Source organism: Pantoea sp. PNT03 (assembly GCF_014852515.1).
Taxonomy (GTDB): Bacteria; Pseudomonadota; Gammaproteobacteria; order Enterobacterales; family Enterobacteriaceae; genus Pantoea; species Pantoea leporis.
The window spans coordinates 1,163,828-1,176,107 of record NZ_JACVBT010000001.1 but is presented as its reverse complement, the minus strand read 5'-3'; the positions used below and the strand labels follow the sequence as shown (position 1 = coordinate 1,176,107).

Here is a 12,280-nt window from a genome sequence, read left to right as displayed (position 1 = left end):
TATCATCATGATAACGCACGGGCCATGTGGCCCGATGAAACTTACGCTATTGTGCCACAACCCGAACGGCTGCCGTTAATCGGTCAGAGTGATTGTAGTGATAAAGCACAATTATCCAAGCCGTAATAGGTATGTTATTCTTTTTTCAGCTAAAGTTATGCTTAACGCACCTGTTAATCCGGATCTAAAAGGAAGCGAATGTTAAAAATCATTCAGCGCACCACCTTAGGGGCGTTTTTATTGTTGTTGATGCCGTTGGGCGTGTGGATATCAAACTGGCAATGGCAACCCGGGGAAAGCGGCAATCTACTTCGCGTGCTGTTTTGGATGACGGAAACCGTTACCAGTCCGTGGGGTATCCTCACCAGTATCATCCTCAGCGCCTGGGTGTTGTGGTGTTTACGCTTTAGGCTTAAACCCGCGATTCTGCTCATTCTTATCATGAATGGTGCGATTCTTGCTGGTCAGTACACCAAATCCTCAATCAAAGAGCATGTGCAGGAACCGCGCCCCTACGTCATCTGGCTGGAAAAAAGTCATGGCATTAACGGTGATGAGTTTTATCAGCTTCATCGCCAGCAGCGCGGCGAAATGGTCTCAACTTTGCTGGCCAATGACACTCAGCTGCCGCAATGGCTGAAGAATCATTGGGCATTTGAAACCGGTTATGCGTTTCCTTCCGGGCATACCATGTTTGCCGCCAGCTGGGCGCTTTTAGCCATCGGCCTGTTATGGCCGCGCCGTCATTTTGCTACCGTTGCCGTATTATTCGTTTGGGCGACCGCGGTGATGGGCAGCCGTTTAGTGCTGGGTATGCACTGGCCGCGTGATTTAGTGATGGCAACGCTGATATCCTGGTTATTGGTGACCGTAGCTACGCTGCTGGCCCAGCGTTTCTGCGGCCCGCTCACCATTCCACCAGAGGAACATCGTGAGATCGCGCAACGTGATGATGGATTGTAATCAGCCTATTCATCCCCATATGATTGATTGTGCTTGTAGAAAAAAGCGCTAACTGATGTGGGGATAAGCAGCATCGACGGCGGTTTTTTGGCATACTTCTATTGGATAACCTCTCGACAGGACGCATTGTGAAATATTTGCTTATTTTTCTCGTGGTATTGGTCATTTTCATCATCTCCGTCACGCTCGGAGCGCATAACGACCAAATCATCACCTTTAACTATCTGCTAGCGCAGGGCGAATTCCGCATTTCAACACTGCTCGCCAGCTTGTTTGGCGCTGGATTCCTGCTGGGATGGGCGATTTGCGGTCTGTTCTGGTTACGCTTACGTGTTTCTCTGGCAAATGCACAGCGTAAGCTTAAACGTATGCAGGCACAGAATGAACAATCTACTGCAGTGACCCCATCACCAACTGCCAGTCGTCGGGATTAATTTTCGATGCTTGAATTGCTGTTTCTGCTTCTTCCTGTTGCTGCGGCGTATGGCTGGTATATGGGCCGCCGCAGTGCACATCAGGATAAGCAACAGGAAGCGAATCGCCTGTCGCGCGATTATGTGACCGGCGTAAACTTCCTGCTCTCCAATCAACAGGATAAAGCGGTTGATCTCTTTCTCGACATGTTGAAAGAGGACAGCGGCACGGTTGAGGCGCATCTGACGCTTGGCAATCTGTTCCGTTCGCGTGGTGAAGTTGATCGCGCCATTCGCATTCACCAATCCCTAATGGAAAGTGCGTCGCTCAGCTATGAGCAGCGCTTGCTGGCGATTCAGCAACTCGGCCGCGATTACATGGCAGCCGGGTTGTACGATCGTGCCGAAGATATGTTTGGGCAGCTGGTGGAAGAGACCGATTTCCGTATTGGCGCGCTGCAGCAATTGTTGTTGATTCATCAGGCAACCAGCGACTGGCAAAAAGCCATCGACGTGGCGGAAAAGCTGGTTAAGCTCGGCAAAGACAAGCAGAAAGGGGAAATTGCCCATTTCTACTGTGAGCTGGCGTTGCAGGCATTAAGCAGTGACGACCTTGATCGGGCGATGAGCTTGCTGAAGAAGGGCGAGTCAGCCGATCATCAAAGTGCGCGCGTCTCAATCATGATGGGCCGCATTTTGATGGAGCAGGGCGAGTACGCTAAAGCCGCCAGCCGACTGCAGCGCGTGCTGGAGCAGGACAAAGAGCTGGTGAGTGAAACGTTACCCATGCTGGAAACCTGCTACCAGCGCCTGAACCAACCCGAAAACTGGGCGCAATTTTTACAGCGTTGTGTCGACGAGAATACCGGCGCCGCAGCAGAGCTTTATCTCTCTGATATTCTTGAGCAACAGCAGGGACCGGAAGCGGCACAGCTGTATATCAATCGTCAGCTTCAGCGTCATCCGACGATGCGTGTGTTTCATCGTTTGATGGATTTCCACTTACACGAAGCGGAAGACGGACGTGCGAAAGAGAGCTTGATGGTGCTGCGCGATATGGTCGGCGAGCAGATCCGCACTAAGCCGCGATATCGCTGCCAGAAATGTGGCTTCACTGCCCATGCTCTGTATTGGCATTGCCCATCTTGTCGCGCCTGGTCTTCAGTTAAACCCATCCGTGGACTCGACGGCCAATAAATGGCCGCATCACGCGTCTGGTTACATCTATTTAGTTACAACATACTTGTGAGTTTGATTAAGAAACTGCCTTGGCATCGTGCAGCTAGCAGTCAAACAGGCAAGTTCTGGCGGTAGCGTGATTGTCGGCACCGGCCTGCGCAGGTAGAATGCTTGCCGTTTGTCCATCGCGCCTGCGGGTGCCAGTTACTGAGGAAACGTTATGCCTGTAACCACTTCACCTATTCTGGTGGCACTCGACTATCATGATCTCAACAGCGCGCTGCAGTTTGTAGACCGCATCGATCCAGGCCAGTGTCGCCTGAAAGTGGGCAAAGAGATGTTCACACTGTTTGGTCCATCGCTGGTGAAAACGCTGCAGGAACGGGGTTTTGAAGTGTTCCTCGATCTCAAGTTTCATGACATCCCAAACACCACCGCACATGCAGTCGCGGCCGCAGCCGATCTTGGCGTGTGGATGGTGAACGTGCACGCCAGCGGTGGCGCTCGCATGATGAACGCGACTCGTGAAGCGCTGGTGCCATTCGGCAACGATGCGCCGCTGCTGATTGCTGTCACCGTATTGACCAGCATGGATGAAGACGACCTCAAAGGTTTAGGCATCACCTTATCTCCAGCCGCGCAGGCTGAGCGGCTGGCACGTTTGACCCGCGATTGCGGCCTGCACGGCGTGGTTTGTTCGGCGCAGGAAGCCGCGCATTTTAAGCAGGTGATAGGTCAGGATTTCGCGCTGGTTACGCCAGGCATTCGTCCGGCCGGCAGCGATGCGGGCGATCAGCGCCGTATTATGACGCCGCAGCAGGCAAAACTCGCGGGCGTGGATTATATGGTCATCGGGCGTCCGATCACCCAATCCGCCGATCCGGCCGCCACGCTGCAGCAAATCCTGCAAAGTTTACAGGAGGCTTAATGGCTCAGGACAATCGATTGGTGTATTCGACCGATAGCGGTCGTATCACCCATGAAGAAGAGAAAGCGCCACGACCTAAAGGCGATGGCATCGTGCGTGTTCAACGCCAAACCAGCGGACGTAAAGGTAAGGGCGTGTGTCTGATTACCGGTGTCGATCTGGATGATAGCGCTCTCGAAAAACTGGCTGCTGAACTGAAGAAAAAGTGTGGTTGCGGTGGGGCAGTGAAAGAGGGCGTCATTGAGATTCAGGGTGATAAACGCGATTTGATAAAAACGCTGCTGGAAGCCAAAGGCATGAAAGTCAAGCTGGCGGGTGGTTAAGCAGTTCGGGCCACTTTTTAGGTGGCCCGGTGTTAAGTAGATGCGCTGCGTAGCCTGATAATTATAATTTATTTGCTGATCTGGTGGCCGATGATGCCGCCGACAGCTGCGCCACCAACGGTACCAAGTCCGCTACCGTTGGTCAGCACTGAACCACCAATGGCACCCGCACCCGCACCGATTGCGGTATTACGGTCGCGTTTAGACCAATTCGAACAGCCGCTCAGCGCGACAACTAGTGTTGTTGCCAATACGGCAGCAGTAAGACGTTTCATTGTTGTAGTCATTAACTTCTCCTTGATTGTTAACACCGTGGTAACCATATAAGTATAGATGTTACACCGCACTCGGCAGGGTAAAACGGTCCTAAAATGCGAGTTTGCAAGCCACTTCTTGTTTAATCATCAAAACCAACCCGCGCCACACATTTAACCCATTAGCCACTTTCCGCAGCTTTTACAGCCGTTCCATCCATAACGCTTTTTCTCCCTGCTCCGCACAATTCAGCTATCACAGTTCGCAGGAGAAAAAAGATGCTGGAAGCGTTAAAGCAGCAGGTGCTGGAAGCCAATCTCGATTTACCCCGTTACAACCTGGTCACCTTTACCTGGGGCAACGTCAGTGCGGTGGACCGCGATCGGGGTTTACTGGTGATCAAGCCGTCGGGCGTGAAGTACGAGCAGATGCAGCGCGACGATATGGTTGTCGTCGATCTCGCCAGCGGCGAGGTAATAGAAGGGAAAATGCGCCCATCCTCGGATACCGCCACCCACCGCGCGCTCTATCTCGCCTGGCCAGAGATCGGCGGCATCGTGCATACGCACTCGCGCCATGCCACCATTTGGGCTCAGGCTGGACGTGAAATCATCGCGTTAGGCACCACGCACGCCGATGATTTTTACGGCACCATTCCCTGCACGCGGCAGATGAAGCGCGAAGAGATTGAGCAGGAATACGAGTGGAATACCGGCCAGGTGATCATTGAAACTTTTGCGCAGCGCGGAATTGAACCAACGGCAATCCCCGCCGTGCTGGTGAACTCCCACGGCCCGTTTGCCTGGGGTAAAGACGCGCATGCTGCAGTACACAGCGCGGTGGTATTAGAAGAGGTGGCCTATATGGCATTGCATACCGAGCAGCTGCGCACTGAGTTACCGCCGATATCGCAAACACTGCTTGATCTGCACTATCTGCGTAAGCACGGTAAAAATGCGTGGTATGGGCAGAATTAACCTGTATTTAAAAACATAAGCGTCTGCAGGTGTCATGCCAGTCAATTAAGTTAATGGTGAGCGCGCAGGCCGGTGACACTTTTGGTCCGGCGGTCCTCGCGCCGCTTACGCGGTACCTTCACTTCGTTCGTCTGCCTGACGGACCGGCGGAGACGGGACGTCCTTGTCCCGGCTCCGCCTTTCGCCCGCGTCCTGCGGGCTCTCCTGGCCTCCTCGCTTCGTTCAGCGCTGCGGATTGCCGGCACAAAAGCGCCCCCGGCCTGCTCATAAGCTTCAGTGCGAGTTGTTGAAAAGGGCAGATGTGTCAGCGCCCGCAAAGATAATCCATCCTTTGAGCAAAAACGCCTCCCGGCTCCTCTCTTTTAACTTCCAATCATCTGGTATGGCGATTCACGTCATAAATACAAAATGATCAATCAATAAAAATAAAACGGCGTTTCATAAATGCATTTGCGATCACTTTTTTCCTTTCTGCCAATCGTTATCTTGCTCGCCATGCCATCTGGCAATTCATAAAAACACCTCCCTCTGGCTCAGTTAAGGTGACACCTTTATGCATATCAAACGTGCAATCGATAAAATTCCTGGCGGCATGATGCTGATTCCGCTGTTTTTGGGCGCGCTGTGCCATACGTTCTCTCCGGGCGCAGGTAAATACTTTGGTTCGTTCACCAATGGCTTGATGACCGGAACCGTCCCAATTCTTGCGGTGTGGTTCTTCTGTATGGGTGCATCCATCAAACTCAGCGCCACCGGCACAGTACTGCGTAAATCGGGCACGCTCGTGCTCACCAAGATTGCGGTGGCGTGGGTAGTAGCGGCGATTGCTTCACGTGTAATGCCGGAAAATGGCGTAGAAGTAGGCATGTTTGCCGGTCTCTCGACGCTGGCGTTAGTGGCGGCGATGGATATGACCAACGGCGGTTTATACGCATCCATCATGCAGCAATACGGTTCGAAAGAAGAGGCTGGTGCGTTTGTCTTGATGTCGCTGGAGTCCGGGCCGCTGATGACGATGGTGATTCTCGGCACCGCAGGCATTGCGTCGTTTGAGCCACATGTCTTCGTTGGCGCAGTACTGCCGTTTATTGTCGGGTTCGCGTTGGGTAATCTCGATCCCGAACTGCGCGAGTTCTTTGGCAAAGCGGTTCACACGCTGATTCCGTTCTTTGCTTTCGCGTTGGGTAATACCATTGATTTGACCGTCATCGCGCAAACTGGCCTGCTGGGCATTATGCTGGGTGTCGCAGTGATCATTGTCACCGGCATTCCGCTGATTATTGCCGATCGCCTTATTGGCGGTGGCGATGGGACAGCGGGGATTGCGGCATCCAGCACCGCAGGCGCTGCCGTAGCCACGCCAGTGTTGATCGCCGAGATGCTGCCACAGTTTAAACCGGTCGCACCCGCCGCAACGGCGTTAGTCGCCACGTCGGTCATTGTCACCTCCGTCATTGTCCCCATCATCACCGCGGTTTATTCACGACGCGTTAAGCGTTCTCATGTTGCTGTGGGGCAACGCGCTGCCATCAAGTAAGCCCGCTAATGCTTCCCCGGCCGCTGGTCGGGGATATCTCTGGATTTTGCTTTATAAATCAATCTCTCATTTGGTCTGGCCTCACTCTGGATTACGCTGATGTGGCGTTTAACGCACTACATAAACATAAACAGAGGATGAGACAATGACAGTAATTAACCAACCAACATGCAGACTGTTCACCGAAGTTGGACAAACCACACAGCTCGCGGCCTACTATGAAGAGGGTCGCCGCACCATGTGGATGATGCTGCGTGCGCAACCCCGTCCGAGTTTTAACCACGAATTAATTGAGGAGATCATGAACCTGAGCTATTCCGCTCAACGTTCCGGTTTGCCGATTGATTTCTGGGTGACGGGTTCGTTAGTGCCACAGATGTTTAACGCCGGAGGCGATTTGCGTTTCTTTGTGGAATGCATTCGCAACAACCGTCGTGAAGCACTGCGCGCTTATGCGCGTGCCTGTGTCGACTGCATCCACTCCGCAGCGCGGGGTTTCGATACCGGTGCGGTTACGCTGGCAATGATTGAGGGCAGTGCGCTCGGCGGCGGCTTTGAAGCGGCGCTGGCACATCACTTCATTCTGGCGCAGAACAGCGCGCGCATGGGTTTCCCGGAGATCGCATTCAACCTGTTCCCCGGTATGGGCGGCTACTCGTTAGTGTCGCGTCGGTCTGGCATGAAGCTGGCCGAAGAGCTGATTATGGAAGGTGAGTCACACAGCGCGGAATGGTATGAAACGCGTGGTCTGGTCGACAAGGTGTTCCAGCCGGGCGATGGTTATCGCACCACACGCACCTTCATTGATACGTTACGTCCAAAACTGAACGGCGTGCGGGCAATGCTGAAAGCGCGTCAACGCGTATTGCAGTTATCACGCGCTGAGCTGATGGATATCACGGAGGACTGGGTCGATTATGCCTTCACACTGGAACCTAAAGACATTGCTTACATGGAACGACTGGTACAACTGCAGAACCGTCATAGCGCATCCTTGCGCAAAGCCGGCTAATCTCGCAGACCAGCGTTAAACGCGGGCAGGATGCTTAGCCAGCCAATGCCCGAGCTGTTCTGCGGGCATTGGTTTTGCATAATAATAACCTTGACGCCCATCAACACCGTTGGCCATAACAAACTTCTCTTCGGCTTTGGTTTCAATGCCCTCGGCGATCACCTGCAGCTTCAGGGCTTTGGCCACCGCGACAATCGCACGCACCAGCGACTGCGCCACGGGTTGTTTGTTGATATTACGTACAAAGCTCTGATCCAGCTTAATGGCATCAATCGGAACGCGCGCCAGCTGAGAAAGTGAGGAGTAACCGGTACCAAAGTCATCCAGATGCACCTGCGCACCCAGCTCCTGAAATTGTTTCATCAGCATCAGCGCACCAGCTTCGTTCTCAATCAAACAGCTTTCCGTCAGTTCGATATCAATCGGACAATCGGTCAAACCGGCTTCATTCAATGCCTGTTTCAGATCGGTGTAAATGCTCTGGTCGATCAGCTGCTTAGCCGAGACGTTAACCGCGACGCGCAGAAAGATGCCTTCGCTGCGCCACTTAATGATCTGCTGCAGCACGTTGAGCATCACCCAGCGGCCCAAGGGCACAATCAAACCAGACTCTTCGGCGTAGGAGATAAAATCGCCCGGCGGCACCAGACCACGCTCTGGAGAATTCCAGCGCACCAGCGCCTCGGCGCTCAGCACTTCGCCTTCGGCATTGAGTTTTGGCTGGTAATGCACCACCAGATGATCCAGCTCGAGCGCTTTGCGCAGGTTGGTATCGAGCCACAGATACTCAAACACGCGCTGATTCATCTCATTAGCGAACACGCAAAACTTGCCGCGGCCGTTTTCTTTGGCGTGATACATCGCGGTATCGGCGTTACGAATCAGGCTTTCACGATCTTCACCATGCAGCGGGGCGAGGGCGATACCCAGCGAGCAGCCGCTGTAAACCTCAATCAGGCCAATGCGGAATGGCTGACGCAGCCGCTCAAGAATACGCGACGCCATCGCTTCCAGCGCTGCCTGGCTGGTGTGTTCCGCCAGCACCACGAACTCATCGCCGCCAAGGCGCGCCAGCGTCTGGTCTTTGCCAAGACAGCTGAGGATGGCCAGCGACACCGCTTGCAACAGCTGATCGCCAAACATATGGCCGTAAGCGTCATTTACCTTCTTAAAATTGTCTAAATCGAGGTACACCACACCGGTCTGACTGCCATTCGCCAGCTCCAGTGCCAGACTAATCTGCTGATGGATCGCGTTGCGATTGGGCAAGCCGGTGACGGTATCGGTATTGGCCAGCACGCGCAGACGTTCCTGAGCGCGGCGCTCTTCGGTTATGTCGGTTCCGGAACAGATGAGGAAAATTTCATTTTTTCCGCTGCCGCTGTGAACGAACTTATTACGAAACAGAAACAGTCGCTGACCTTTACGGGTTTTTATCCAGCGTTCAACTTCGTAAGAACTGCCTTCACGGAAGAAACCGGCGATATTACGGCGCGATGCCTGCGCTTCCTGCTTGGTCATAAACAGCTGGAATACGTTGCGGCCAATCACTTCCTGCTCTTTCAGCCCGGTGTACTCTTCACTCAAACGGTTGAAACGCTGGATATTGCCGCGTTGATCGAGGATCACGATGACGGAATTCGCCTCAGAAACCACTTGCTCGGCGAAGGATAAACCCAGCGTCAAATCACGCGCGACAGACGACGTATCGCCCCAGGCTGACGAGGTGCCTGCCCAGGTAGATTGATTGACTTTACGGCCGACAAAATGCATCGGAACAGGTTCGCCATGCAGCGACAGCGTGAGGTTAATACTTGAGGTAATGACCGTCATCGCACGTAATAAACTGGCTTGTGCTGGAGTCAGCGGCACCGCCATATTGGTGTTTGCGTTCTCATCTTCGGCAAAATGCAGAGCATCACTATCTGAAGTTAAACGCCAATGAGGGCTGGTGGTGCCAAACAAGGTATATAGCAATGTTTGCCCTTGTTCATCGGTCATGGAAACTTCCTCCGGGGGAATGCTCAGCGGGCGGTATCTCATTATTTTAGCAACAGTATTCAACCTCCTGCGTCAGCACAAGATGCAATCCAAATATATTTTTGTTTTTATTAAAGAATGGCACGAAAAAGCCCCGACAAGCGGGGCTAATCTCTGTTAGCAAGGGCACTTACCGAGTTTTCCGGCCTGGCTGGGAAAGCGGGCATCGAGGCAGTGACGGTGAAAAGCACGCTCATCCATGGGGGCGATCGTTGGATGATGTTCGCGCATATGCTTCAGATAAGTTTGATAGTCATGAACGCCGACCATTAAACGAAAACTTTGCTGCAATCCCTGCCAGATGCGCTGCCAGCGCGTAAGATTTTGCCCAGCCGTGGCGGGGGCGATTGGTAAGCACTGCTGAATGTGCCACGGCCCGTTGGGTTTTCTCCAGTGATAAATGGACTCAGACATTTCGCACCTCTTTGCGCAGTGAGATCTCAGATTCATGGGTGGTTGGCACCGTGCTGTTGAGCGCCCGACGAATCACGAAGAAGGCCGCCACCAGCATGGTCACCGCCACCAGCATGAAGAAGGCGCACAGGGCCGCGTTAATTTGATTGCTGAAGACGATGGTTTGCATGTCAGCGACACTCTTCGCCGGGGCGATGACGATGCCGTCATCAATGCCTTTGCGGAACTTGTTGGCCTGCGCCAGGAAACCAATCGAAGGTTTTTCGTGGAAAATCTTCTGCCAGCCCGCGGTCATCGAGGTAATGAACAGCCAGGCGGTTGGAACAATCGTCACCCACGCATAACGCTGCTTCTTCATTTTGAACAGCACCACGGTGCCGAGAATCAGCGCCATTGACGCCAGCATCTGGTTGCCGATACCAAACAGCGGCCACAGCGTATTGATGCCGCCGAGCGGATCGACCACGCCCTGATACACGAAGAAACCCCAGCCCGCCACCGCGACGGTGGTTCCCGCCATGTTGCCCAACCATGAACGGTTATTCGCCATCGACGGCACCACGGTGCCCACCAGATCCTGCACCATAAAGCGACAGGCGCGGGTGCCGGCATCCACAGCGGTCAGGATAAACAGCGCTTCAAACAAGATGGCGAAGTGATACCAGAACGCCATCATGGCGCGGCTGTTAAACACTTCGGTGATGATATGCGCCATGCCGACCGCAAAGGTTGGTGCACCACCGGCACGCGAAAGAATGGTGCTTTCGCCGACGTCGCGCGCAATGCCGCTCAGCATCTCTGGCGTCACCACGAAGCCCCAGCCGTTAATCACCTGCGACGCATTTTCCACCGTGGTGCCAATCAGCGCGGCAGGGGAGTTCATGGCAAAGTAGACGCCCGGGTCAAGCACCGAGGCACAGATCAGCGCCATGATTGCCACAAAGGATTCCATCAGCATCGCGCCGTAGCCGATGAAGCGGATATGGCTTTCGCGCTCCACCAGTTTCGGCGTGGTGCCGCTCGAAACCAGCGCATGGAAACCTGAAATGGCGCCACAGGCGATGGTGATAAACAGGAACGGGAACAGCGCGCCGGAGAAGACCGGCCCGGTGCCATCAATAAATTTGGTCACCGCGGGCATCTTCATCTCGGGCATGGCAAACACGATGCCGATGGCCAAACCGATGATCACGCCAATTTTCAGGAAGGTGGAGAGATAATCGCGCGGTGCCAGCAGCAGCCACACCGGCAGCGAAGAGGCGACAAAACCGTAGATCACCAGCACCCACGTCAGCTCCGTGCCTTTCAGCGTGAACAGCGGGCCCCAATAGGGATCGGCTGCTACATTGCCGCCGTAAATAATCGCCGCCATCATCAGCACGAAGCCAATGATCGACACTTCCGCGATTTTTCCCGGACGCAGGAAGCGCATATACACACCCATAAACAGCGCAATCGGAATGGTTGCGGCAATGGTGAACAAACCCCATGGACTGTTGGCCAGCGCCTTCACCACCACCAGCGCCAGCGCGGAGAGGATGATGATCATCACACCCAGCGCGCCGAGCATGGTGACCACGCCAGCGAATGAGCCGAGCTCCTGACGCGCCATCTCACCCAGCGAGCGGCCATCACGACGCGTTGAGATAAACAGGATCAGGAAATCCTGCACCGCACCAGCAAACATTACGCCAACCAGAATCCAGATGGTGCCTGGCAGGAAGCCCATCTGCGCCGCGAGAATCGGGCCAACCAGCGGGCCCGCACCGGCAATCGCCGCAAAATGGTGGCCGAACAGCACCCATTTATTGGTCGGCACATAATCGAGGCCGTCACTAAAGCGCTCCGCCGGCGTGCGACGGCGATCGTCCAGTTCGAAAATACGCTTAGCGATAAACAGGCTGTAAAAGCGATAGGCAATGCTGTAGCAGGCGACGGAGGCAATCACCAGCCACACCGCGTTGACGTGTTCGCCACGGCTGAGGGCCAGCATGGCAAATGCGCCCGCGCCAATTAACGCCACCGCTAACCAGATGAGACTGGTTTTGACGTTGTTCATGAGTTAACTCCTTGTAGGGACCGGGAAAAGAGGCGATCGAATACAACAAGTTAAAAGTAATGTAATGAATTGTTAACGACAGACAAAGGCATTAGAAATGTGAAGCGGAAAGCAAATTTAACATTTGCTAAAGCGGGCGGAGAGAAATGCGGGATAACGGCTGTTATCCCGCGAGTTTTC

The 12,280-nt window shown here is 54.0% G+C and carries 12 protein-coding genes; 8 read left to right on the top strand and 4 right to left on the bottom strand.

Annotated elements, in window-relative coordinates; all coding sequences use genetic code 11:
- Positions 1 to 198: 198 nt before the first annotated feature.
- From pgpB to yciH, 5 genes are all read left to right on the top strand, one after another.
- Entirely contained in the window at positions 199 to 963 is a 765-nt protein-coding gene (gene pgpB / locus IB226_RS05485) for a phosphatidylglycerophosphatase B (RefSeq protein ID WP_101764272.1), read from the top strand.
- Positions 964 to 1,091: 128 nt separating this feature from the next.
- Positions 1,092 to 1,397, top strand: a complete 306-nt coding sequence (locus IB226_RS05480) for a LapA family protein (RefSeq protein ID WP_137385878.1) — start codon at positions 1,092 to 1,094, stop codon at positions 1,395 to 1,397.
- Between the two features lie 6 nt (positions 1,398 to 1,403).
- Positions 1,404 to 2,573 carry a lipopolysaccharide assembly protein LapB gene (lapB, locus tag IB226_RS05475; RefSeq protein ID WP_110866246.1) on the top strand — a complete coding sequence of 390 codons (1,170 nt, stop codon included), beginning with the start codon at positions 1,404 to 1,406 and terminating at the stop codon, positions 2,571 to 2,573.
- Between the two features lie 202 nt (positions 2,574 to 2,775).
- Positions 2,776 to 3,483 (top strand): orotidine-5'-phosphate decarboxylase, encoded by a 708-nt coding sequence (pyrF, locus tag IB226_RS05470; RefSeq protein WP_192234003.1) that lies wholly within the window; start codon positions 2,776 to 2,778, stop codon positions 3,481 to 3,483.
- Entirely contained in the window at positions 3,483 to 3,806 is a 324-nt protein-coding gene (gene yciH, locus IB226_RS05465) for a stress response translation initiation inhibitor YciH (protein ID WP_192234001.1), read from the top strand. Before pyrF ends, yciH begins: the two co-directional genes overlap by 1 nt.
- A gap of 68 nt (positions 3,807 to 3,874) precedes the next feature.
- Here the strand turns inward: yciH and osmB are convergent, their stop codons facing one another.
- Positions 3,875 to 4,093: an osmotically-inducible lipoprotein OsmB gene (gene osmB / locus IB226_RS05460; RefSeq protein WP_008106509.1), complete on the bottom strand. Its 219-nt coding sequence runs from the start codon at positions 4,091 to 4,093 to the stop codon at positions 3,875 to 3,877.
- Positions 4,094 to 4,339: 246 nt separating this feature from the next.
- Here osmB and araD point away from each other — a divergent pair, with 246 nt between their 5' ends.
- The 3 genes from araD (at position 4,340) to IB226_RS05445 (ending at position 7,587) form a co-directional block, all read left to right on the top strand.
- Entirely contained in the window at positions 4,340 to 5,038 is a 699-nt protein-coding gene (gene araD, locus IB226_RS05455; RefSeq protein WP_192233999.1) for an L-ribulose-5-phosphate 4-epimerase, read from the top strand.
- A 553-nt stretch (positions 5,039 to 5,591) separates the two neighbouring features.
- On the top strand, positions 5,592 to 6,575 hold the full coding sequence (gene kdgT, locus IB226_RS05450) for a 2-keto-3-deoxygluconate transporter (protein WP_007892437.1): 984 nt from the start codon (positions 5,592 to 5,594) through the stop codon (positions 6,573 to 6,575).
- 145 nt (positions 6,576 to 6,720) lie between these two features.
- A complete protein-coding gene (locus IB226_RS05445; RefSeq protein WP_137385874.1) occupies positions 6,721 to 7,587 on the top strand; it encodes a crotonase/enoyl-CoA hydratase family protein in 867 nt (288 codons plus the stop codon).
- 15 nt (positions 7,588 to 7,602) lie between these two features.
- On the opposite strand, the gene pdeR is transcribed toward IB226_RS05445, so the two are convergent.
- From pdeR to IB226_RS05430, 3 genes are all read right to left on the bottom strand, one after another.
- Positions 7,603 to 9,588: a cyclic di-GMP phosphodiesterase gene (gene pdeR / locus IB226_RS05440; protein WP_101764279.1), complete on the bottom strand. Its 1,986-nt coding sequence runs from the start codon at positions 9,586 to 9,588 to the stop codon at positions 7,603 to 7,605.
- A 156-nt stretch (positions 9,589 to 9,744) separates the two neighbouring features.
- Positions 9,745 to 10,041, bottom strand: coding sequence for a YbdD/YjiX family protein (locus IB226_RS05435; protein WP_101764280.1), 297 nt, complete (start codon positions 10,039 to 10,041; stop codon positions 9,745 to 9,747).
- Entirely contained in the window at positions 10,034 to 12,100 is a 2,067-nt protein-coding gene (locus IB226_RS05430) for a carbon starvation CstA family protein (RefSeq protein WP_192233997.1), read from the bottom strand. The genes IB226_RS05435 and IB226_RS05430 overlap by 8 nt, the downstream gene beginning before the upstream one ends.
- Positions 12,101 to 12,280: the final 180 nt, after the last annotated feature.